The sequence below is a fragment of the Sagittula sp. NFXS13 genome (assembly GCF_040148795.1).
GTDB classification, from domain to species: domain Bacteria; phylum Pseudomonadota; class Alphaproteobacteria; order Rhodobacterales; family Rhodobacteraceae; genus Sagittula; species Sagittula marina.
This window is the reverse complement of sequence record NZ_JAGEMH010000016.1, coordinates 58,009-78,551: the sequence shown is the minus strand read 5'-3', so window position 1 is coordinate 78,551 and position 20,543 is coordinate 58,009. Positions and strand designations below refer to the sequence as shown.

Annotated in this window: 18 protein-coding genes and 3 pseudogenes; 12 read left to right on the top strand and 9 right to left on the bottom strand. The window is 61.1% G+C overall.

The window, feature by feature from the left end:
• Positions 1–179 precede the first annotated feature (179 nt).
• Positions 180–1,202: a zinc-binding alcohol dehydrogenase family protein gene (locus J4E08_RS20770; protein ID WP_349540114.1), complete on the bottom strand. Its 1,023-nt coding sequence runs from the start codon at positions 1,200–1,202 to the stop codon at positions 180–182.
• Positions 1,203–1,298: 96 nt separating this feature from the next.
• Here J4E08_RS20770 and J4E08_RS20765 point away from each other — a divergent pair, with 96 nt between their 5' ends.
• The gene (locus J4E08_RS20765) at positions 1,299–2,222 is read left to right on the top strand and encodes a LysR family transcriptional regulator (RefSeq protein WP_349540113.1); all 924 of its coding nucleotides are present in this window, start codon (positions 1,299–1,301) and stop codon (positions 2,220–2,222) included.
• Between the two features lie 154 nt (positions 2,223–2,376).
• On the opposite strand, the gene J4E08_RS20760 is transcribed toward J4E08_RS20765, so the two are convergent.
• Positions 2,377–3,264, bottom strand: coding sequence for an AraC family transcriptional regulator (locus J4E08_RS20760; protein ID WP_349540112.1), 888 nt, complete (start codon positions 3,262–3,264; stop codon positions 2,377–2,379).
• 181 nt (positions 3,265–3,445) lie between these two features.
• On the opposite strand from J4E08_RS20760, the gene J4E08_RS20755 reads away from it, so the two are divergent.
• Complete coding sequence (locus J4E08_RS20755; RefSeq protein ID WP_349540111.1) at positions 3,446–4,180, top strand: SDR family oxidoreductase; 735 nt, start codon at positions 3,446–3,448, stop codon at positions 4,178–4,180.
• A 429-nt stretch (positions 4,181–4,609) separates the two neighbouring features.
• On the opposite strand, the gene J4E08_RS20750 is transcribed toward J4E08_RS20755, so the two are convergent.
• Positions 4,610–5,515: a LysR family transcriptional regulator gene (locus J4E08_RS20750; protein ID WP_349540110.1), complete on the bottom strand. Its 906-nt coding sequence runs from the start codon at positions 5,513–5,515 to the stop codon at positions 4,610–4,612.
• A gap of 91 nt (positions 5,516–5,606) precedes the next feature.
• Here J4E08_RS20750 and J4E08_RS20745 point away from each other — a divergent pair, with 91 nt between their 5' ends.
• Both J4E08_RS20745 and J4E08_RS20740 read left to right on the top strand, forming a co-directional pair.
• On the top strand, positions 5,607–6,734 hold the full coding sequence (locus tag J4E08_RS20745; protein WP_349540109.1) for a DSD1 family PLP-dependent enzyme: 1,128 nt from the start codon (positions 5,607–5,609) through the stop codon (positions 6,732–6,734).
• Between the two features lie 10 nt (positions 6,735–6,744).
• The gene (locus J4E08_RS20740) at positions 6,745–7,680 is read left to right on the top strand and encodes an ornithine cyclodeaminase family protein (protein ID WP_349540108.1); all 936 of its coding nucleotides are present in this window, start codon (positions 6,745–6,747) and stop codon (positions 7,678–7,680) included.
• Positions 7,681–7,985: 305 nt separating this feature from the next.
• Here the strand turns inward: J4E08_RS20740 and J4E08_RS20735 are convergent, their stop codons facing one another.
• The 4 genes from J4E08_RS20735 to J4E08_RS20720 form a co-directional block, all read right to left on the bottom strand.
• Positions 7,986–8,315, bottom strand: a complete 330-nt coding sequence (locus J4E08_RS20735; protein ID WP_349540107.1) for a 2-thiouracil desulfurase family protein — start codon at positions 8,313–8,315, stop codon at positions 7,986–7,988.
• Between the two features lie 166 nt (positions 8,316–8,481).
• Positions 8,482–9,615, bottom strand: coding sequence for an MFS transporter (locus tag J4E08_RS20730; RefSeq protein ID WP_349540106.1), 1,134 nt, complete (start codon positions 9,613–9,615; stop codon positions 8,482–8,484).
• Complete coding sequence (locus tag J4E08_RS20725; RefSeq protein ID WP_349540105.1) at positions 9,612–10,136, bottom strand: TetR/AcrR family transcriptional regulator; 525 nt, start codon at positions 10,134–10,136, stop codon at positions 9,612–9,614. Before J4E08_RS20725 ends, J4E08_RS20730 begins: the two co-directional genes overlap by 4 nt.
• Before the next feature lie 199 nt (positions 10,137–10,335).
• Entirely contained in the window at positions 10,336–10,530 is a 195-nt protein-coding gene (locus tag J4E08_RS20720) for a hypothetical protein (RefSeq protein WP_349540104.1), read from the bottom strand.
• Between the two features lie 174 nt (positions 10,531–10,704).
• On the opposite strand from J4E08_RS20720, the pseudogene J4E08_RS20715 reads away from it, so the two are divergent.
• Positions 10,705–11,142: pseudogene (locus tag J4E08_RS20715) on the top strand (DUF6614 family protein).
• 490 nt (positions 11,143–11,632) lie between these two features.
• Here the strand turns inward: J4E08_RS20715 and J4E08_RS20710 are convergent.
• Positions 11,633–12,172: a TetR/AcrR family transcriptional regulator gene (locus J4E08_RS20710; RefSeq protein ID WP_349540103.1), complete on the bottom strand. Its 540-nt coding sequence runs from the start codon at positions 12,170–12,172 to the stop codon at positions 11,633–11,635.
• Between the two features lie 184 nt (positions 12,173–12,356).
• Between J4E08_RS20710 and J4E08_RS20705 the strand changes: the two genes are divergently transcribed.
• From J4E08_RS20705 to J4E08_RS20690, 4 genes and pseudogenes are all read left to right on the top strand, one after another.
• On the top strand, positions 12,357–13,697 hold the full coding sequence (locus tag J4E08_RS20705; RefSeq protein WP_349540102.1) for a flavin-containing monooxygenase: 1,341 nt from the start codon (positions 12,357–12,359) through the stop codon (positions 13,695–13,697).
• A gap of 5 nt (positions 13,698–13,702) precedes the next feature.
• Positions 13,703–14,548 carry an alpha/beta fold hydrolase gene (locus J4E08_RS20700; RefSeq protein WP_349540101.1) on the top strand — a complete coding sequence of 282 codons (846 nt, stop codon included), beginning with the start codon at positions 13,703–13,705 and terminating at the stop codon, positions 14,546–14,548.
• Positions 14,549–14,839: 291 nt separating this feature from the next.
• Positions 14,840–15,664, top strand: coding sequence for an SDR family NAD(P)-dependent oxidoreductase (locus J4E08_RS20695; protein WP_349540100.1), 825 nt, complete (start codon positions 14,840–14,842; stop codon positions 15,662–15,664).
• A gap of 113 nt (positions 15,665–15,777) precedes the next feature.
• Positions 15,778–16,193, top strand: a pseudogene (locus J4E08_RS20690) (transposase); the annotation flags it as partial.
• On the opposite strand, the pseudogene J4E08_RS20685 reads toward J4E08_RS20690, so the two are convergent.
• Positions 16,176–16,526 (bottom strand): annotated as a pseudogene (locus J4E08_RS20685) (IS110 family transposase); the annotation flags it as partial. The pseudogenes J4E08_RS20690 and J4E08_RS20685 sit on opposite strands and share 18 nt — an antisense overlap.
• Positions 16,527–16,910: 384 nt before the next feature.
• Here J4E08_RS20685 and J4E08_RS20680 point away from each other — a divergent pair.
• The 3 genes from J4E08_RS20680 (at position 16,911) to J4E08_RS20670 (ending at position 20,542) form a co-directional block, all read left to right on the top strand.
• Positions 16,911–17,801 carry a LysR family transcriptional regulator gene (locus tag J4E08_RS20680; RefSeq protein WP_349540099.1) on the top strand — a complete coding sequence of 297 codons (891 nt, stop codon included), beginning with the start codon at positions 16,911–16,913 and terminating at the stop codon, positions 17,799–17,801.
• A gap of 228 nt (positions 17,802–18,029) precedes the next feature.
• Positions 18,030–19,583: an ABC transporter substrate-binding protein gene (locus J4E08_RS20675; protein ID WP_349540098.1), complete on the top strand. Its 1,554-nt coding sequence runs from the start codon at positions 18,030–18,032 to the stop codon at positions 19,581–19,583.
• On the top strand, positions 19,583–20,542 hold the full coding sequence (locus J4E08_RS20670; RefSeq protein WP_349540097.1) for an ABC transporter permease: 960 nt from the start codon (positions 19,583–19,585) through the stop codon (positions 20,540–20,542). The genes J4E08_RS20675 and J4E08_RS20670 overlap by 1 nt, the downstream gene beginning before the upstream one ends.
• Position 20,543: the final 1 nt, after the last annotated feature.

The following is a 20,543-nucleotide window of genomic DNA, read 5'->3' as shown; positions in this document are numbered from 1 at the left end:
GCGCGAGGGACGAATGGCCGGTTCGGTTAAGCTGCTTCGCGGCATGGCCGTACTCAGCCAAGGTCGGCTCTGGGCCGGGAGTGACGACCGCTGGAGCCTGCCAAGTGTTCGGCTCACCGCACTGCCGCAGGTCCGCTTCGAGCCTAAACTGGGCTTTCAATTCCGGAATTGAAAGCTATTCAAACTAGCGAAACGACGATTTTCTCGCCAGAGACACCGGTCTTCTGGAGGGCCAATGCGTCCTGAAGCGCGTGAAGCCCGTGGCCTGCGACCCGCGGTTTCGGTGCGGCTTGGTAGCGGCCTTGGACCAGCGCGGCGGGCAGGAAATCTCGATATATCATTGGTCCGACATTATCGTCCTTAAGCGCTGTGCCTTGGATGTGGCCAACGACAACGTCTTTGCGGAAATCCTCGGGTGCCGGGAGTGTCGCGGCGATCATCTTCCTGCCTTCCGCGCGGCTGACGACCTCGGCGCAGTCATGCAGGTTGCCGGTGGCATGCAGCGTCCCCGCAAGGCGGCGTCCCTCCAGTGCGGAGATCAGGCGCTCGGAGCACGTCTCGACGGTGTAATCGAAGACCTGCGCCGCGCCGAGTTTCTGCAACATCCCGGCATTGGACGCCGAAGCGGTAGCAAAGACTGTGTAGCCGGAGGCGACGGCCAGCTGGATGGCATTGCAGCCCACGCTGGAGGAACCTCCCCAGACGAGAACCACGTTGTCCTGCGCCTTTGGCGAGAGAGACGGCGGCAGCAGGGCAAGCTGCGTCTCGCCATAAAGCCCTCCGGCAGCCGTGCCGAGCCCCAGTGGAAGCACGGCGGCCTCGGCAAAGGATAATGTCGCGGGAATCGGCGCGGCCATGTGATCGGCCACGATCGTGTATTCCTGGAATGCGCCTTCGGCGGACTTGTTGACCGTGGTGCTTACGGCCTGCCCAACCACGCGGTCACCAATCGCAAAACGGGTGACATCGGGCCCGACTGCCGCCACGGTGCCCGCGACATCGCTGCCGGTGATCATCGGTAAGGTCAGCCAGGGGAGGCTCATGCCGCTCTGCAGCAGCCAGTCCAGTGGATTGATCGCGATGGCGGCGTTCTTGATCAGGATCTCGTTGCCTTGCGGCGTGGTGATCGGGGCGGCGGTAATTTGCAGCGCCGACGCGTTCTCGTTCTGCCAAGCGGCCATTTGGGTGGGTTCGGTATGCATCGCAGTCTCCATTGGTTTGATAGGTCTCAGATGGCCCTTTTCGGAATGGATATTAATGGGCATAATAATCATCACATCATTGAATTGAGGGAATGAATGATCGGCGGTGGAGAATTTGCTGAATTGCGGGCGTTCATTATGATCGCCGAGACCCGCAGCTTTCGCGAAGCCGCCGGACGGTTGGGCGTGACACCCTCTGCTCTCAGCCGGACGATCAAGCGCCTCGAAGGGCGCCTCGGTCATCGCCTGCTGAACCGCACGACGCGAAGCGTTTCTCCGACCGAGGCGGGGCAGTCGCTATACGCCCGCCTCCTGCCCGCCGTCGCCAGCCTTGAGGAGGCTGTCGATGACACCCTTGCACGGCGGGGCGATGCTACGGGGACAGTACGGCTCAATCTGCCGCGGCTCGCTGCAGAGGTGCTGTTGATGCCGCGGCTCGCGGAATTCTCGGCGCTCCACCCTGGCATCCACCTCGATATCGTGATGGACGATGCGCTGAGCGATGTCATCGGAAGCGGATTCGACGCGGGCATTCGTCCCCGAGAGCTGCTGGAAAAAGACATGATCGCCGTCCGATTGACCCCGCCTTTCCGCAACGCCGTTGTTGGCACGCCCGGTTATTTCGCCGTACACGACGTTCCGCAGTCTCCGCAGGACCTGAAACGACACCTCTGCATCAACTACCGCTGGGCAGACAGCCGTCAGCCATATCGCTGGCCGTTCGACGGCCCGGACGGCCCCTTCGAAATCAACGTCGAGGGGCCATTTTCGGTCAACGATACCGGCCTGTTGAAAGAGGCGGCGCTCTCCGGCACGGGCCTGGCCTGCCTCAGTGAGCCGATGGTGGCGCCGCATGTCGCGCGCGGTGAACTTGTCGAGGTTCTCGAGCCATGGTGCAAGCGATACGCGGGGTTCTTCCTCTATCATCCGAGCCGACGTCAGACACCTCCAGCGTTACGCGCACTGATTACGTTTTTAACCGAAAGCCAAGCTCGCAGAGGATCAGGTGCTCCGGGCTAAATGCTGGATGCCGGCGAACGAACGCTTCGCCCGCGGTGCGGTCGTTCCGGCGCCGCGAGGCTGACGGCGGACATAGAAACTTAACGTCCTTCGGAAATTTCCGAAGGCTTGCAGGACGTCTGGTGGCGATCCGATTGTGCGACGGGAACTTGCGCTACCCGCTGAGCACCCTTGCGCGCATCAGGCCAGCATCGCGGGCGGGCGGAACGCCGAACTCCCGGGCATATTCGCGAGAAAATTGCGAGGGGCTGTCGTAGCCGAGCTCGAACGCCAGGCGGGCGACATGGGAGGGTGTGGCGTGCAGCCTGCGCCGCGCCTCGTAGAGCCGCAGGCGGGTCCGGTATTGAAGCGGCGACATGCCCGTCTCTGCCTTGAAACGCCGGTAGAAGGTAGGCACGCTCATCCCCGACGCGCTGGCCAGGTTCGCGGCCCGCAGAGGCCCTGTGTATTCTGCCCTTATCCGTGCGATTGCTTTTGCGATGCCCGCGTGCCGCCCCCCATTTGCGACCAACTTTCGCAGGATTGGACCTTGAGGGCTCTGAAGGAGCCGAAACAGGATCTCTTTCTCGATCAGCGGACCCATCACGTCCAGATCTCCAGCCCTCTCGAGAGTTTGCAGAAGCCTTCGATAGGCATCGAGCAGGTCCGTATCCGCCGGATGGACGGCGAAGGCCCGCGTGCCGGATGTAGGCACCATGGGCTCTGAGCGCTGTGCCAGATCGGCGAGCAGCGCAGGATCAGGGCGGAGTGTCATCGCGATGTAGGGGCGCGTTCGCGAACATCCCAGAATCTCGATCCGCGTGGGCAGATCGATTGCGGCGGCATATGTGTCGCCGACACGATAATGCAGGGCATTACGTCCGATTGAAAGGCGCTTCTCGCCCTGAAGGATGAGGCTGACGACGGGTTCCTGGACCTCTGGGACGAGCTCGCCGGGCGTGATCACCTTGAGAAAAGACACGGATCCGAGGGCCGTACGTGTTTCGCCCTTCGGCAACCGGTTGGCCAGGTGGCTCACCAGTTTCGGGAAGGGTGAAGTCATGGATAGCACGCTCGTCATCAGCCTGCCTTATAGAAAAATGATAAAACTATGCAAGTTAACGATTGTATCGTGCGCGTCTCGATCTTCTTCGCGCTCCATATCAGGGAGGCATTCCGGCATGTCCTCGAGTCCCGGCAGGGGCGGCCGTGCCTTAACTTAACTAAGCAAGGAGACCCCTCCCATGGATATCGAGAAAAACACCATCCTCATCACCGGCGCGTCGTCCGGCATTGGTCTGGCGACAGCCTCCACTGCCATCGAACTGGGCGCACGGGTTGCCCTGATCGCCCGGCGCGCGGACCGTCTGAGCGAGATAGCGACACGGCTTGGTCCAGATGCCATGCCGGTTGCATGCGACGTCACCGACCCCGCCCAGATCGCACGCTGCGTGCAAACGGTCCTTGATACGTTCGGCCGGATCGACGTCTTGGTAAACAACGCTGGTCGTGGCTTCTATGCCAACATCGACGAGATCGACATCGCCGGATATCGGGAGCTTCTGGAACTCAACACGATTGCGCCATTGGCGATGATGCAGGCCGTGCTGCCGCAGATGCGACGGCAAGGGCGGGGGACGATCGTCAATGTCAGCTCCGGTGCGACTTTCGGTGCCCTTCCGGGGGCCGGTGGCTATACCAGTTCGAAGGCCGCGTTGAACATGCTTTCGGATGTGGCGCGGATCGAACTTGCCGAAACGGGCATAACCGTTTCCACGATGTATCCCTTTGTTACCGACACCGAGTTCTATGGCTCCGTCCAGACAGGGGAAAGCGCGGCCGAAGCGGAGCTTGAGGCCGTAGGCCAAGCGATCCACGCCCCGGACCGCGTCGCAGTGAAGATCCTGGGGCTGATCCGATCCGGCGAAGGAAAGGATGATCTTGTCCCGAAATCATTCGGCGGAAGCCTGGAAGTGTAGCCCTCGGTTTTGGTGGGAGTAGCCCGGGCACCCCAATTCCTTGAAGAATTGCTGCGGAAGCTGCCATTCGACGTGTAAGCGCGAACGGCAGCTCTGTCCCGCACTGCGGACCTTCACCCACGAAGAATGCCGCGCGATGCACGAATGGCCGCTTCGGTGACGTTGCGTTGCCGCATCGACGGTCGCTTCGAACGGCAGGTCTGGGCCGGTCGCGTTGTTGGGGAACACCTACAAGAGAGGCGAAAAGTGTGAATTAGCTGCGATTGCGAGGCGACCGAGCTGAAAGGTTGGAAGTTGATTTTCAGTCAGGTTCATCACGGTGCTCGGTTCTGCACCGCCACAAATCGGCGGAGAGCCCTTCGAAGAGGTTCATCGAGTTGTACTGAACGCGTTCTGCTGTGGCCTGAAGACGCTCTGCGGCTGTGTTGGTCAAATTATTGGCGGCGCGCCGATCTCCGCCGTGAGGTGGTCAACGAACTTGTCTATACGCAGAGAGCGCACGGTGCGTGGGTTCAGCAAAGCCACGATGTCGGCGTCCGGGAGCGACCAGTCCGGCAGCACGCGCACCAATCTGTCGGCGCTCAGATCGCCCGAAACGCTCCATTCGGAGCGCTCAACGATACCGTAGCCGTCCAGCGCCCAGAGACGTAGAACTTCGCCGTCGTTGCAGCCAAAGACCGGCTCCACACGCAGGCTGGTCTCGACGCCATCCGGACCCGTCAGCGGCCAAAGGGTGGTGTCGGCCCGGTTCTCGCGAACCACGCCGACTCTGTGGGCCGACACGTCTTCGGGGCGCTGCGGAAGGCCGAAACGTCTGGCATAATCTGACGACGCGACAAGGAGGCGGCGGTTCGGCGCAAGCTTGCGCTGCGTGATCCTCAGGTGCGGCAATCGCCCGACGTGGATCAGGACGTCCCAAAGCCCGTCGTTCATCGCGCCCACGGGATCTTCGCTGAGGCTGAGCGTCGGCCGCAGATCCGGGTTGTCGTTTCCGAAGCGTGCGAGAACCGGGGCTACGCGCAGACGCCCGAAGCCAAAGGGAGCAATGACATGGAGCGGCCCTTCGATCCGGCCCGCCCGAGCAGACATCTCCTCCGACAGGCTTTCGACATCACCCAGAATGATCTTTGCCCGGTCGACGAGATAACCTCCTTCTGCCGTCAGCCTGAGTTGCCCGCGTCCGCGTTCGATGAGCCGCAGTCTCAGCCGGTCTTCCAGCACCGCAAGTCGTTGCGAAACCGCAGGTGGGGTTACGTTCAGACCGCGCGCAGCTGCCGCGAGGCTGGGTGCGACGGAGAGTGCGGTGAGAAAGCGGAGATCGGACACGTCGAGCATTAAGGCTGAGCTTAATACGGGTGTTAGCATAAGTGAATATGTTATGAACGCTTTGGGTGCTAATCCTGCGGCACTGATGGAGGATTGCCCGATGATGACGCCCGACCTTTCAAGCCTTGATGATCTGCCCACACCAGCGCTGCTGTTGGACGAGTCGCGGATGATGCAAAACATCGCGCGACTGTCTGAGCGCGCAGAGACACTGGGTGTTTCGCTACGCCCTCACCTGAAAACAGCGAAATCCGTCGAGGCCGCGCGCCGACTGACGAGCGGTGTGCCCGGTCCGATCACGGTTTCGACCCTGGCTGAGGCAGAAGTGTTCTACGATGCAGGGCACGCCGATATTCTCTACGCCGTTGGAGTCGCCCCGCAGAAGTTGGAACGCGTGCAGGCGCTGCGTGCTCGGGGCTGCGATCTTGTGGTGATCCTCGATAGCGAGACACAGGCGCAGGCCGTAGCGCATGCGAAGGTTCCCGCTCTGATAGAGATCGACAGCGACGGCCATCGCGGGGGGCTTCGACCGGACGATCCCGTTCTGGTCCATGTCGGACGCATCCTGCACGACAGTGGCTGTCTGAGCGGTGTGATGACCCATGCGGGCGAAAGCTACACATTGTGCGGCACCGGCGCCCATGCCGAGTTCGCAGAACTGGAGCGCAAGGCGGGCGTCTCGGCAGCTGAGGCGCTGCGTGATGCAGGTCTGCCATGCCCGACCGTAAGTGTCGGATCAACACCCACCGCCCACGCCGCACGCGATCTGACTGGCGTGACGGAACTGCGGGCCGGGGTCTACATGTTCTTCGACCTCGTGATGGCGGGGATAGACGTCTGCGCCGTGGACGACATCGCCCTCAGCGTGTTGACGACTGTGATCGGACATCAGCCGGCAAAGGGCTGGACGATGATCGACGCGGGCTGGATGGCCCTGTCCCGCGACCGCGGGACGGCGGCGCAGGATGTGGATCAGGGCTATGGCCTCGTCTGCGATGTAAACGGCCGCGTCCTGCCCGACCTCATTGTGAGCAGCGCCAACCAGGAACATGGGATCGTTTCGCTCCGTTCCGGAGTAGATGGTACTGTGCCGGATCTGCCCGTCGGCACCCGCCTGCGCATCCTGCCCAACCACGCCTGTGCCACCGCCGCGCAGCATGACCGCTACCACGTGCTGCCGCAGTACGGTGGTCCCATGCAGACTTGGCCCCGCTTCGGGGGCTGGTAAGGAGACGGACATGATCCTCATCACCGAAGCGCAGTCATCTGCCATCGTCACGCCAGAACTTGCCTTCGCAGCGGTGCGCGACGCCCTCATCGCCGCCGTCGCGCCTGGTGCTGCGAGTTTTCCGGTGGTGATTGCCCATGGCAGTGACCCCCAGAACCGTTTCACCATCAAATCTGCGTCGGGTGCAGAACTGGCCGGGCTGAAGGTCGGTGCATACTTCCCAACGAACGATGCACGCGGTCTGCCGCGCCATGCCTCGACCATCCTGCTGATCGACCAGAACACCGGACGCATCGGTGCATTGGTCGAGGGTTCTGCCGCCAACTGCTATCGCACAGCAGCGGCAGATGCGGTGGCGACCGACACTCTCGCGCGCCCGGGCGCCGAAATCCTGACCCTGTTCGGAACCGGCCATCAAGCCGCCTACGAGGCGCGGGCTGTCGCGCGCGTCCGAAAGCTGTCCCGTCTGCTGGTGGTCGGCAGAGATCCCTCCCGCACCGACGCTTTCGTCGAACGGTTGCGCAACGCGGGGTTACCGGCCGAGGCCGCGGCGGCGGAAATGGCTGTCCGTGCCGCAGACATCATTATCACGGCAACGACGTCCACCGCGCCTCTCTTCGAGGCGGCTTGGGTCCAGCCGGGAACGCACATCTCCTCCATGGGTTCGGACTCGCGGGGCAAACAAGAACTACCGGCTCAGATATTCCCATATTCCAGCCTCTTCTGCGACTTGCCGGAACAGTCAGTACGCATCGGCGAGTTGCAGCACGCGAGCCCCGAGGTGCCCCCAACTGCCATCGGAGCGGTTCTGTCCGGCAATGCGCCGGGCCGCCAGAATGAAAGCGAAATCACGATATTCGACAGCTCGGGCATCTCGCTGCAAGACTTGCATATGGCGAAGGTGATCCTCGACCGTCATGTCGGAAGCGGTGCAACTCAAAGTTAGAGAAGCGGCTGGCTATGCCCATACCTTCGCGTGCGGCTCCGGCCTGCCCGTAAATACGAATGGCAGTTTCGTCCCGCTCTCCCGACTTCACCAGCCGAAAATGCTGCAAGATGGACGAATGGCCGGTCTGGTGAAGCTGCACCGCAGCGCTCGACTACGCGGCGAACGGCAGGTCTGGGCCGGAAACGACGCTGCGCGCGGGGCGACCAGGCGCTTGGCTCCGCCGCGCAGCCAAGGTCCGGAACGAGCCCAGAGTTACCGATGCCGCAAAGCGCACCAATATCGGCTTACATCAGTACTCAGAGTCATTCTTTCAGGAGAGAATCGAGTTCAACAATAGACGTTTCCGGCCAAACTCGAAAACCCGCCTTTCGCAATGCGGCAGTAGTCGTTCCCATGCCCGGTTTTCTGTTGCCGCTTAGGACCATCTCACCATCACTGTCGTCGTTCTCACCAATAATCTCTGCGGGTGGACGCGGTGTCGGAAAGCCAACTGCAACCTCTGGACAAAGCAACACTAATCGCCCTTCATCCTGCCAGCGCGAAATTACTTCGGCTGATTCATGGCTCTTTTTCGTGCCATCGTATCTGACCGGGCGACCTACAAGGCAGGCTGATATTAGAATTCGTTCCATTCCATTAAGATATTGAACTCGAATCGAAATTCCAAGCGACTATATCTGCCTAGATACCAGCGGAGACTGCTACAGCATCGCAGAAGCCGACCTTGGCGCAGTCGTAGCGAAGGTCAGCGAAGGTCGGGAGCGAGCCCTTCCGAGACCTTCGCTTACCCCCCGGAGGCTACGCAAGTGCGCTATTGACTTCGCTCCTTGCTCGGAAAGCCCCAGCGATCAGTGCGGCGGCGGCGAAACATATTACGGCAAACTCGACGCCCGGACCCGCCATCAGAAATCCGAAAAGCGGTGCGCCGACGGTCTGACCCACGGCGATGGTTAGAAACCCGATCATGAGCCCTGTTGCAGGCCGGTCCGGCAAGGCGTGGGTGCCCCAGATAAGGTAGACTCCCGTCAGCATCACGTAGGCCGCACCGAAAATGGCACCGCCAACCAGTGTGGGGACGGGACCAAGTCCGAGGCCGACCGACAGGATGCTGGCCGCCATCAAGCCTAAAAAAGCCCAGTGAATGCGGTCGAGACCAAACTTTCCGACAAGTGTTCCTGCCAAGGCACCAACAAGCCCGCCGACACCGATGCAGGTCCATAGAAGGCCGGTTCCGGTCGTTCCCCAGTCCAGCTGGCTCGCCACGAGCTGGCCGCCGAAGGACCAGAGCGCCGTGCTCGCTGCCCCCATCAGGAAGGATGCCGAGATCAGTCGTAGGACCGGTTCCGTCATCGGGGGCAGACCACCTGAGCGGCCGCTGCCCGAGGCTGCGGGGAGCGCGATGGTGGCGGCGATGGCCAACACCAGTGCCACGGCGGCAAAAGCTCCGAAGGCCAGCCGCCATTGTCCCATGATAGCGAGGGCGATAGGCCCCGTCAGCGCTACGCCCGCGCTCACGCCGGCATTGATGACCGTGTTCGTCAGATCCTGGCGGCCCTTACTGACCGCCGCTGCAACCGCGGCGGCCATAGGCGGCGAGGCAAGACCCGTGCTCGATCCGGCGACCACCACGGCAATGGCCAGGATCAGTGGCGAAGGCGCGAGCGCGATGCCCGCCATGCCGATTGTCGCAACGAGGGCCGCCCCGACCGCGATTGCGCGCGCGCCGAGCCGTTCGGTCAGGATGGCCGAGGCGACAATGGCGATGCAGTAGCCAGCGAAAGAGCCACCCGAAATCACGCCGCCGAGGGACGTCCCGAGACCTAGCTCGCCGTCGATCTGCGGCAGGAACAGGCCGAAGGCGAAGCGGGCAAAACCGTAGCAGACTGCGATGAGGGCGAAGCCTGTCGCACCGATGCGAAGGGCCGGGCTCATGAGCGCGCCCTCTCCAGCAAGATGGCCGCCGCCGCCTTTGCTGCGGAGACGGTTTCTGCTCCACGATAGACAGCCGCGTGGGTCGCGCCCTCGAAGAGGACCAGCACCTGCTCTGCGAGCGCCGGGTCCTTGCGTCCCAGATCCGTTGCGACAACCTCACCGACCCGCCGGTGGAAGGCCTCTTTGTGCAGCACAACCGCCTCGGCAATCTCCGGCGTATCGCCTCCCGTTTCCGCACGAGACCGAAGGAACAGACAGCCCCGGCAACCTTCGACCCGCACCCAGTCCTCAAGTGCAGCAAACAGGGCGTCGACGGTCCGCACCTCCAGCCGGGCCATGAAGCGCCGGTCTCTCTCGGTCAGGACGCGCGCCATGAGCGCGGCCTTGCTACCGGCGTTCTTATAAAGCGTGCGGCTCGACATTCCCGCAGCCTCCGTCAACCGGTCCATACCGGTGGCCATGTAGCCATTACGGTCGAAGAGCCGCTCTGCGGCTGCGGTGAGTTTGGTAGTCATATCCATGGGAGCCTCCTCTTGCATCCATAGACACCAATGTAAAACGATCGTTTTACATTGCAAGCCGGCAAAAACCGAGGGCGGCTTTGTCCGCACTGCCGACCTTCACCCACGAAAAATGCTGCGCGATGTACGAATGGCTGCTTCGGTGACGGTGCGTTGCCGCATCGAGGGTCGCTTCGAACGGCAGGTCTGGGCCGTTCGTCTATTGCTTAAACGGGACGACGTTTGAACCACCGTTGGCAAAAGCGAATGCGCCTTCACTGCGAATGGTGCTGATTGCCTCTTCGAATGCAACTTGGTCGTCTTCGAAGACGTCGTCCCAGACAATGGATGTCCCGTTTTCGGTCACAACTTCCAGCGACCAACCATCCCCGCCTTCAAGTTTGTAGATGTCCACGTTGAATGGAACCCCATCCTCAACGATGCGCTGTAAGCCCCTTGCCAATGACCGGACCGGTCGGTCGGCCAGCAGGCGGGTTCAATAGCTACGACTTGCATCTGTTGCCCCGTCGGCGACGGCAGATCGCCAAAGACCCGGTGCGTGTCCGCCGTCCGGTCAAGCACATGTCTGATGTTTCCGGCGTGGCCTAGGAGCCGTAAATCTCTTTTTAGTATCTTAAAGCGATGCTTATGGATCAGCAACTTAGGCGAACTGTCCATGAACCTTTATCATTGCTCCATTGACCTCAAAAATGACGCTAAAGCAGTAGCCTTCGCAGTCGCTGCAGAAGCTTGGATGGAGCATCTGCTATACAATAATGTCATCTTGTCATGGCGGTTGTGTCGGAGAAAACTGGGGTTTGGAGCGCCGCGCGCTCGTGATTTTCTGCTTGAAATAGAAGTTGAGGATCTGACGCAACTGGATCAAGCATTTCGCTTTACTGCGGCAAAGAATGATCAGTCCGAATGTCTTTAGGGTACAGTTCATCAAATGGTGAGCGACATCGATATCGCGCTCTACCGACCGTTTCCTGATCCGGAACGTGCGGAACGGATGGCGCTTATATAGCGCGCGCGCCAACTCTCCCCCTAGCCTATAAGGTCTAGCTTTGCGCTGACCCTCATTTGGATCAGCGCGCAAAGGCGCGAGATCTTGGTGGATGGCACCCTTTCCAAAATGGTGTTTCGATCCCGCCCCCTCCAAAAACATCCTCTCGAATTCCGAACTTCTTCGGTTTGATACGGCCTGTCACGACAACATGTCCTCCGGTTAGTTACACAGGTCACCGCGACCTAGTCCCGAGACCTAGAACGATTGTCTAAGGCTCTCCCCGGTGCGGCGATTGAGACTGTCGGGTCGTGGGCGACATGGCGGTCCGAGATGGATGAATCGAAGATCGCTGGGAACCAGTCTCGCATGACATCGTCAGCGGTATTCACCATGCGCAGACGCCATCCTAAGGCGACCCAGGCGCGAACGAAGTCAGGCGAGCGTTGGGTTTGGCCGCGACGCGCGCCCGGTTCCTCATGGCGCGAGCTCGATTTTGGGGCCCGGCCCTTTATTTGTCGGCTGCGATCGCAGGGCTGAATAGGTCGATTAGGAAGGTGACGCGTTCGCGTGCCTTTTCGGGGTTTTCGGCGGCCTGGATCACCAGATCGATACCCAGTGCGATCATCGCGTCGGCCATCAGTTCGAAATCCACGCTTTTGAACAGGCCATCAGCATGGCCGGTGCGCAGATCCGCAACGAGATCCGATTTGATCTGGGTTTGCCCTTTGGCGAGATAGAACATTTCACGAAATGTCGATTGGTTTCGCGCGATCAGGGCCGCGGCGTCCGCATTGGACTCGGGAAGACGGCGACAGGCTTCATAGGCGTTCGCCAGGAAATCCGGAGCGGTGTGCGCCTCTTTACGGGTTGCTCGCAGAATCGGGACCATGGGTTCGACAATCACCTCGAGTACGCCCTGAAACACGTCGTCCTTGGTCTTGAAGTAGTTGTAGAACGTGCCCTGCGAGAGCCCGCTTTCCCGGACCACATCCTTGATCGTTGCCGCGTCATAGCCGACGGACGAAAACACCCGGGTCGCAGATCGCAAGATTTGCTCGCGATTGGCTTTTCGGGTTTCGGCATGAGGAGTGTGTTTGCGCTTCATTGCCTGCCTCTACCGCTTCCGCACTCGCCTCGTAAACCTCGCAAACCACTTTCTGACATCGCTTTCATACACTTCTTGACACATGTGTCACTAAGTTGAATAGTATTGCCTGAGGGAGGATGAGTTTATGAATGAAAAGACAGTTGCAGTGATTGGTGCCGGCCCTGCCGGATTGCCGACGATCAAGAATTTCCTCGATCTGGGCTTCGACGTGACGGCGTTTGATCGATGCGAGGACGTCGGCGGAAACTGGCGGTTCAATGACGGAACCGGCCATTCCAGCGTGTTCGAGACGACCCACATCATCAGCTCCAAGAAAATGTCCGAATATGAGGACTACCCCCTGCCGGACGATGCGCCCGACTATCCGTCGCATGCGCAACTGCTCAGATATTTCAACGCCTATGCGAGCGAATTCGACCTCAGGCCGCATATTCGGTTTCGCACGACTGTAACCAAGGCCGAGCCCATCGATGGCGATCGGTGGCGGTTGAGCTGGCAAACGGACGGCGGCCCTGTCGAAAGCGCGGAATTCGACGCTCTGTGTGTCGCCAGCGGCCACCACCACACGCCGCGATGGCCGAACTATCCCGGCGAATTCACCGGCGAGTACCTGCATTCCCACGACTATAAACGCGCCGCGCCTTTCAAGGACAAGCGTGTCCTCGTCATCGGCGGCGGCAACTCCGCCTGCGACGTTTCGGTCGAGACGGCGCGCATTTCCAAGGAAACCTTCATCAGCTGGCGTCGTGGCTACTATCTGATTCCGAAGTTCATTTTCGGCGAGCCCGTCGACAAGTTCTTCTACCGGTTCCGCAAGCTCCCACGCTGGGCGCAGATTTCCGGAATGGCCTTCGTTCTAAGACTGTTGCAGGGGACAAACCGGGAAATCGGGCTTCCAGAGCCCGACCACAAGGTGCTCTCGACCCATCCCACACTGAACTCGGATCTCTATCTCGCTATCCGCCATGGTAAGGTGAAGCCCAAGGGTGACATCGAACGGTTTGACGGCAAGATGGTCCATTTCAAAGACGGGACGTCGAGAGAGTTCGATGCGGTGGTCGCCTGCACCGGTTATCACATCACTCATCCCTTCCTCGACACCTCGCTGATCGATCTGTCGCGTGCGCCGGTGCGACTGTATCAGAAGATGATTCCGGAAAAGCTGAAGAACCTTTATTTCATCGGTCTGTTTCAGCCGCTGGGGTGCATCTGGCCCGGATCCGAATTGCAGGCGAAACTTGCCGCGCTGCACCTGGCGGGGTCCTGGTCTCCCAGGTGTGACCTTGGCAGCCTGATCGATCATGAGGTGAAAAACCCGGACGTCCATCAAGTGGACTCACCGCGCCATACAATCACCGTGAACGACCTGGCATTTCGCAAGCGCCTGAAAGACGATATCGCGCAGGTAAGGCCGGTGCCGCCGATGCGACGCTCCGAAGGTCCGACCAGCATCGCGGCGGAGTAGTTTCGATGTCGGTCCCGGAGTATCTTGACGGAGCCAGCGGACGGCTTGAAGTCAGAACGGTCGAAAGCCGGACAGAAGCGCGCCGGGCGGACCTCTTGTTTGTCCATGGCGCGTGGTCGTCCAGCTGGTATTGGGAAAGCTTCTTTCTGCCATGGTTTGCGGAAAGGGGGTTTCGCTGCCGTGCGCTGTCGCTTCAAGGGCATGGCGGATCGGAGGGCAAGGTGCGCTGGACTTCGATCTTGGACTATGTCGAAGACGTCCGCGTTGCCGCGGGCAATCTCGATCGCCCTATCCTGATTGGCCATTCCATGGGCGGTTACATCGCTCAGAAATATGCCAGCCTTTACCCGGTCCGGGGGCTGGGTCTTATGGCATCGGTCGCACCCGGCGGTGTCTGGGAAACGCTTTTCAAGGTCATCAGGGAGCGCCCGGTCGCCTTTCTTCGCACGATAGGCACGCTCGATCTCTACGGCATCGTGGCAAAGCGGGAAACGGCGCGGAGCCTGCTTTTTTCGCGCGATCCAAGTCGCACAGACAAGGATCACTTTCTGAGACACCTGCAATCGGAGAGTTTTCGGGCATTCCTTGACATGCTGTTCCTGCCGGTTCGAAAGACCAGCATCAACGGTGCTCCGGTGACGGTGATCGGGGCGGAACTCGATCAGATCATAAGCAAGGAAAACGTCGAGGCGACGGCTCGGTTTCACGGCGTCAGGCCTATTCTGTTGCCCATGGCTTCGCACATGGTTCCGGTGGATGACCGATGGCGCGAGGCCGCCACGGCTCTGGAAGCTTGGATCGCACGCGACGTCCTGTTTCAGAACTCACCTGACCCCGCCGCACCGAATTGAAAGCGTTCTGCTCAATTCCAATCTCTCCGATCCAATCTCGCCATCCGCCTTGGGTCGAGATAGCCGGAGCGCGCGAATACATTGGAGATCCGCCTTTGACGTCTTTGTCGTTTCTTGCCTTTCTCATGGCCCATTGTGCCCGGCTGCCATCACGGCCGGTTCGGGCTCTTGTCTACATGATCGCGGGGTTCGTCGACGGGACCGGCGTGCTGTTAAAAACAGATCTGCGTCAACATTTCCAAGGGGTCCACCATGCGGCGTAATTCCAAAATCAACCTTGAAGACTCCATCATGCTGGTCACCGGAGCCGGCCAGGGCATCGGGTTGGCCATCACGAAAGAAGCCTTGGGGCAGGGCGCTATCGTCGCTGCGGTGGACGTCGACGCGATGCACGAAGCGGCGTTGCGGGACGTGATCGCCGGCCGGGGATCCGTCTATACGGCGGATGTTCGCGATGCGGACCGGATGACCGAGATCGTCTCGCAGATCTGCGAGACGCACGGCGGCATCGATATCGTGATCGCCAATGCCGGAATCGAGCGGGTTGCGCCCATTGCCGACATGGACCCGGAATTCTTCAGGACCGTTTTGGATGTCAATATTCACGGGGTTTACAATACGATCCAACCGGCCTTGAACTCCGTCATCGAGCGAGGCGGCCATGTTCTGGCAATTTCGTCGATCGCCGGACTGATCCCCTTTCCGCTCGCAACGGCTTATTCCACGTCGAAAGCCGCCGTCGATATGATGATGCGCGTTGTTCGAATGGAGCTGACAGGAACCGGGGCAACCGCGGGGGCAGGCTATTTCGGTTTTGTTCAGACGCAAATGGCGGACCGCATCTTCTCGAACCCAGCGACAGCCAAGGCCGTGGACCGGCTTCCCTCTCGTCTGCTAGGCGTCAAGCCGCTTCCAACAGCCGAGGCCGTCGCAAGGCTTATCCTGAAAGGGATCAGCAAACGCCGCAGCCGCATTTATGCACCCCGTATGGTTGCCGTCACCTACGTGATGCGCGGATCATACGCTTTCCTGGACGGCCTGCTCGGGAAATATACTATGCGGATCGAGGAGATCATCCGAGAGTTCCGCGAGAATTCGTCCAGTCACAAGAAATGAGGTTTTGACCTACGCCGGGCGTTGTCGCAGAACTCTGCCTTCGGACGTTTCACAGCGATTCCACTTGGTTAGATAAGTCGCATGAACAAGCATCCCCCGCCCGCTACCGCACGATGAACTGGTCCAGCTATAACCGCGCGTTGCGCAAGCGAGGCTCGATGTTGATCTGGGTCGACCGAGAGATGGCTTGGCTGGCACCGCATGAAGGCAGGCCGGGTCGTCCACCGGTCTTCTCGGATGCCGCCATCCAGTTCTGTCTTTCGGTCAAGGGTGAGGGACGTCGCTGAATCGGTCCAGCGGACCAATTCAGCCCCGAACGGACGGAGCCCCGGGCAGCTTCAAGCTCCCTTTGCGACAGACTGCGGGAATTATGGCGAGTGTACTGCATCTGGCGGGGATGGACTGGTCCGTGCCCGACTTCAGCACCCTGTGCCGCAGACAGAAGACCTTGGCCGTCCAGATCAGGTATCTTCGCGCCGATAGCCCGCTGAACTTTCTGGTCGATAGCGCCGGCATCAAGTTCCTCGGACTTGATCTCGACGAAGCGCATCGTGGGCCGTGTCACTGCTTCGCAGATCGCTTCTGCATCGACGGCGTCGGACTTGCCGCGCTTCACGTAGGGTTTGACGTACATCGGAGGCATCAGCCGGACGGTATGCCCGAGATTCGAGAGCTCCCGCGCCCAATGGTGGCTCGATGCGCAGGCTTCGATGCCGACAAGGCAAGGTGGCAGGCGTTGGAAGAACGCCAGAACCTGCGCCCGCCTCAGGGGACGGTTGAATGCCACGTCTCCGGTCTTGGTTACTCCATGGACTTGAAAGATGTTCTTGGCCAGGTCGAGGCCGACAGTGGTAACTTGCATGGGATGGCTCCTCTCTATCGCAGATTATGACACCTGCAGTATGGCGCATTTCGACGCCGGGAGCGGGAGCCATCCACCCCATCTGCTTCGCCTAGCTGCTTGGGTTCATCTCGCGCCCGCAGCGAACTTCCGCTCTCCGCCCATCTCTACGGGCTCCCTCGATTGGGTGTTCGCTGAGGTCGCGTCCGCTTGGGCCGAAACTCAAGAACGTGATCATGGCGCCATCCTCCGCAACTGCGCGACACGCTGACCTTATGAATTGAAGAGCCATCTTCCATATCTGCACAGCATGGTCTTGCGGGAATGTCGGCGAGCAGGGCCGAAACGGGAGACTATGGACAAACAACGGTTAGACCGTTGCGCCGCCGGCTGTATAAGCGCGACATGGATACCGGACGCCTCCCCCCGCTGCGCAGCCTCGTTGCCTTTCAGACGGTTGCCCGCTGCGGCAGCTTCACCCGCGCCGCGCAGCTGCTGGCTCTGACCCAGAGCGGGGTCAGCCGTCAGATTGGCCAGCTCGAGGATTACGTCGGCGCAGCGCTTTTCGAACGGCAGCCCTCCGGCGTGATCCTGACCCCGATCGGGGAGGAATACGCCAAGGAGGTTGGACGCGCCCTTGACGCCCTGCAATCGCTGGAGGTCGACCAGTTCACCCGCCAGGGAATGGACCGGGTGACCATCGCCTGTTCCCGCGCGGTGGCCGACCTGTGGATGATGCCGCGCTTCAACGCCCTGCGCGCGGCCTTTCCCGATCTTGAGCTCAAGCTGGTGGTCAACGACTTCTTCGAGCAGCTGCGCCACGATGAATACGACCTGGCCATCTACTATCGCTTCGTGAGGCCGACCGATCACCAGGCGATTTCGCTCGCTCCGGAAGAGATGTTTCCCGTCATGGCCCCGGGAGGCGTGCCGCTGGCCGAGCAATCGGCGCCGCTGCTTCTGACGGTGGAAGAAACCCACAAGGAATGGACCGACTGGGGCAACTGGCTGGCCTCCGCCGGGCTGCGCCTGCCCGAGGGCGCGATGCGCTGGAAACTGGGCGATTACCACCTGTCTATCGCCTCGGCTCGGCAGGGGATCGGCGTCGCAATGGGCTGGAGCCTGTTCATCGCCGACGACCTTGAAAACGGCACCCTCGTGCCCGCCGACTCCCGCAGCTTTCACGGCCACGGCCAGTACTACCTGATGCGACCCACCACGCGTCATCAACGCCGCATGGCCCGTCAGGTGGCCGACTGGCTGGAGGCCAGCAACCCGCGATGGCCCGCTGGCTGAGCTGGCCGGTATCTGCCTGTTTCATGTGCAAAGCACGGCCCCGGTCCCATTGGACGACCATCACACCTCAAACGAAGCCTATGAAAAGCTGGCGTGTTGCGCGCTCCTCCTAGGGGCATGACAAAAATTCATTTGTAAATTTGAAGTAATCTCGTGAGGTTCCGGGTGAAACTGCGGGCCATTTATCAAGAGACCCGAAAGCAAGACAAGACAGAGAGTGGAGACGACATGACAAAGCCGCATGACCAATTTGGGATCAACCGCCGTGGCCTGCTGGCCGGAATGGCAGGCGCGGGTCTTCTGGGGCTGTCCGGACTGCCGCTGCGCGCTCAGGAAACACCGCGCCGGGGCGGGGTGCTGAAGCTTGGTATCAGCGGCGGTTCGACCACCGATGATTTCGATGTGCGCAAACTGGCCGACTGGGTGCCGGTGAACCAGGCCTACATGGTCATGAACGGTCTGATCGAGATCGACAGCGACAATATCGCCCAGCCCGAGCTGCTGGAAAACTGGGAGGCCGAACCCGGCGCAGCTGTCTGGACGTTCGATGTGCGGAAGGGCGTCACCTTTCACAACGGCAAGTCGATGACCGCCGATGACGTGATCTACTCGCTCAACCTGCACCGCGGCGACAGTTCCTCGGCGGCGCGATCCATCGTGGAGCCGATCACCGAGATCGAGAAACTGGGCGAGCACCAGATCCGCATCACGCTTGAAAGCGGCAACGCGGACCTGCCCTACGTGCTGTCCGATTATCACCTGCTGGTGGTGCCCGAAGGCTTCGACGACTGGTCCAACCCGGTGGGCACCGGCCCCTTTGTTCCCGAGCGGATCGAGCCGGGCGTGCGAGGCCGTTTCGTCCGCAACGAAGACTATTGGAAGCCCGGCTGCGCCAACGTGGACGCTGTAGAGGTGCTGGTCATCAACGACGTGACAGCGCGGACCAACGCGCTGATGTCCGGCCAGGTACAGGCGATCAACGCCGTCGACTTCAAGACCGTGAACCTGCTTGCCCGCGCCCCCCGGGTTGAGATCGTGCGCTCGGCCGGAGGTCAGCACTTTACCTTCCTGATGGACTGCACCAAGGCGCCCTTCACCGACGTCAACACGCGCCTTGCGATCAAGCACAGCGTCGACCGGCAGCAATTGCTCGATACCGCGCTGGCAGGCTACGGCCAGCTGGGCAACGACCACCCGATCCCGCAGACCGACCGGTTCTACAATTCCGAACTGCCGCAGCGCGCATATGACCCCGAACAGGCCCAGTTCTACGCCAAGAAGGCCGGGATGGACCCGCTGGCGGTGACGCTGTCGGCCTCTGATGCGGCCTTCTCAGGGGCGGTGGATGCGGCAGCGGTGTTCCGCTCCGCGGCCACCGGCGCGGGCATCGACGTGACCATCGACCGGCAGCCGGCGGATGGCTACTGGTCCGACGTCTGGATGCAGGTGCCTTTCTGCATGTCCTACTGGGGCGGACGTCCGACGGCGGACCAGATGCTGTCCATCGCCTATGAATCCACCTCGTCCTATAATGACACCCGCTGGAAGAACGACCGCTTCGACAGCCTGCTGAAAGAGGCCCGCGCGCTTCTGGACGAAGAAAAGCGGCGCGAAATCTACTGGGAATGTCAGGCGCTGATCCACGAGGACGGCGGCGCAATGATCCCGATGTTCGGCGACTACCTTGACGCGGTCTCGACCGAGCTGCGTGGCGTAAAGCCCCATGCCATGTTCAACCTCATGGGCGCGCGCATGGCAGAGAAAGTGTGGTTCGACGCCTGATGCTGACCCTTATCGCGAAACGAACGGTGCTGGGCGTGTTCACGCTCTGGCTGGTGTCGGTGCTGGTTTTTGCCGGCACCGAGATCCTGCCGGGGGACGTGGCCGGTGCCATCCTTGGCCAGAGCGCCACCCCCGAGAGCCTTGCCCGCCTGCGCGCAGAGCTTGGCCTCGATGTGCCGGCGCTGCAACGCTACGTCGAGTGGCTGACCGGGTTCCTGCAAGGGGACATGGGCCGGTCGATGGCCAGTGGCCAGCCGGTAGCCGGTCTGCTGTGGCCGAGGTTCTGGAACACCATGTCGCTGGCCGCCTATGCCGGTGTGATCGCCGTGCCGCTGGCCGTCGGCCTTGGGATCATGGCGGCGGCGCTGCGCGGCGGCATCTTCGACCGGGTGAGCAACGTGGCCGCGCTGGCCTTCGTGTCGCTGCCGGAATATTTCCTCGGTCTGCTTCTGGTGTTGTGGCTGTCGGTCAAGACCGGCTGGCTGCCGAGCCTTGCCGACACCTACGAGGGCATGGGGATGGCCGCCTGGTTCCGTGCCACGACGCTGCCGATGCTGGTGCTGGTCATGGTGACCACGGCGCAGATCCTGCGCATGACCCGGACCACCGTTTTGGGCGTGATGGACCAGCCTTACGTGGAAACCGCCTACCTTAAAGGGCTGCGCAATGGTCGCGTGGTGCTGCGCCATGCCACGCCGAACGCGGCGGCGCCCATCGTCAACGTGGTGTCTTTCAACATTGCCTATCTCATCACCGGCGTGGTGCTGGTCGAGGCGGTGTTCAACTACAACGGGCTGGGCCGGTTCATGGTCGACGCCGTGTCGCGTCGTGACCTGCCGCTGGTGCAGGCGGCTGCGATGATTTTCGGCGCGGTCTACGTGTTTCTCAACATGGTTGCCGACATCGCCGCCATCGCCCTGAACCCGCGCCTGCGCCATCCGCGCGGAAAGGAGGCCTGAG

What these genes read in the sequence shown, in the direction of transcription:
- J4E08_RS20770 (WP_349540114.1), bottom strand. Translation starts at nt 1,202, where the DNA reads ATGCATACCGAACCCACCCAAATGGCCGCTTGGCAGAACGAGAACGCG.
- J4E08_RS20765 (WP_349540113.1), top strand. Translation starts at nt 1,299, where the DNA reads ATGATCGGCGGTGGAGAATTTGCTGAATTGCGGGCGTTCATTATGATC.
- J4E08_RS20760 (WP_349540112.1), bottom strand. Translation starts at nt 3,264, where the DNA reads ATGACTTCACCCTTCCCGAAACTGGTGAGCCACCTGGCCAACCGGTTG.
- J4E08_RS20755 (WP_349540111.1), top strand. Translation starts at nt 3,446, where the DNA reads ATGGATATCGAGAAAAACACCATCCTCATCACCGGCGCGTCGTCCGGC.
- J4E08_RS20750 (WP_349540110.1), bottom strand. Translation starts at nt 5,515, where the DNA reads ATGCTCGACGTGTCCGATCTCCGCTTTCTCACCGCACTCTCCGTCGCA.
- J4E08_RS20745 (WP_349540109.1), top strand. Translation starts at nt 5,607, where the DNA reads ATGATGACGCCCGACCTTTCAAGCCTTGATGATCTGCCCACACCAGCG.
- J4E08_RS20740 (WP_349540108.1), top strand. Translation starts at nt 6,745, where the DNA reads ATGATCCTCATCACCGAAGCGCAGTCATCTGCCATCGTCACGCCAGAA.
- J4E08_RS20735 (WP_349540107.1), bottom strand. Translation starts at nt 8,315, where the DNA reads ATGGAACGAATTCTAATATCAGCCTGCCTTGTAGGTCGCCCGGTCAGA.
- J4E08_RS20730 (WP_349540106.1), bottom strand. Translation starts at nt 9,615, where the DNA reads ATGAGCCCGGCCCTTCGCATCGGTGCGACAGGCTTCGCCCTCATCGCA.
- J4E08_RS20725 (WP_349540105.1), bottom strand. Translation starts at nt 10,136, where the DNA reads ATGGATATGACTACCAAACTCACCGCAGCCGCAGAGCGGCTCTTCGAC.
- J4E08_RS20705 (WP_349540102.1), top strand. Translation starts at nt 12,357, where the DNA reads ATGAATGAAAAGACAGTTGCAGTGATTGGTGCCGGCCCTGCCGGATTG.
- J4E08_RS20700 (WP_349540101.1), top strand. Translation starts at nt 13,703, where the DNA reads ATGTCGGTCCCGGAGTATCTTGACGGAGCCAGCGGACGGCTTGAAGTC.
- J4E08_RS20695 (WP_349540100.1), top strand. Translation starts at nt 14,840, where the DNA reads ATGCTGGTCACCGGAGCCGGCCAGGGCATCGGGTTGGCCATCACGAAA.
- J4E08_RS20680 (WP_349540099.1), top strand. Translation starts at nt 16,911, where the DNA reads ATGGATACCGGACGCCTCCCCCCGCTGCGCAGCCTCGTTGCCTTTCAG.
- J4E08_RS20675 (WP_349540098.1), top strand. Translation starts at nt 18,030, where the DNA reads ATGACAAAGCCGCATGACCAATTTGGGATCAACCGCCGTGGCCTGCTG.
- J4E08_RS20670 (WP_349540097.1), top strand. Translation starts at nt 19,583, where the DNA reads ATGCTGACCCTTATCGCGAAACGAACGGTGCTGGGCGTGTTCACGCTC.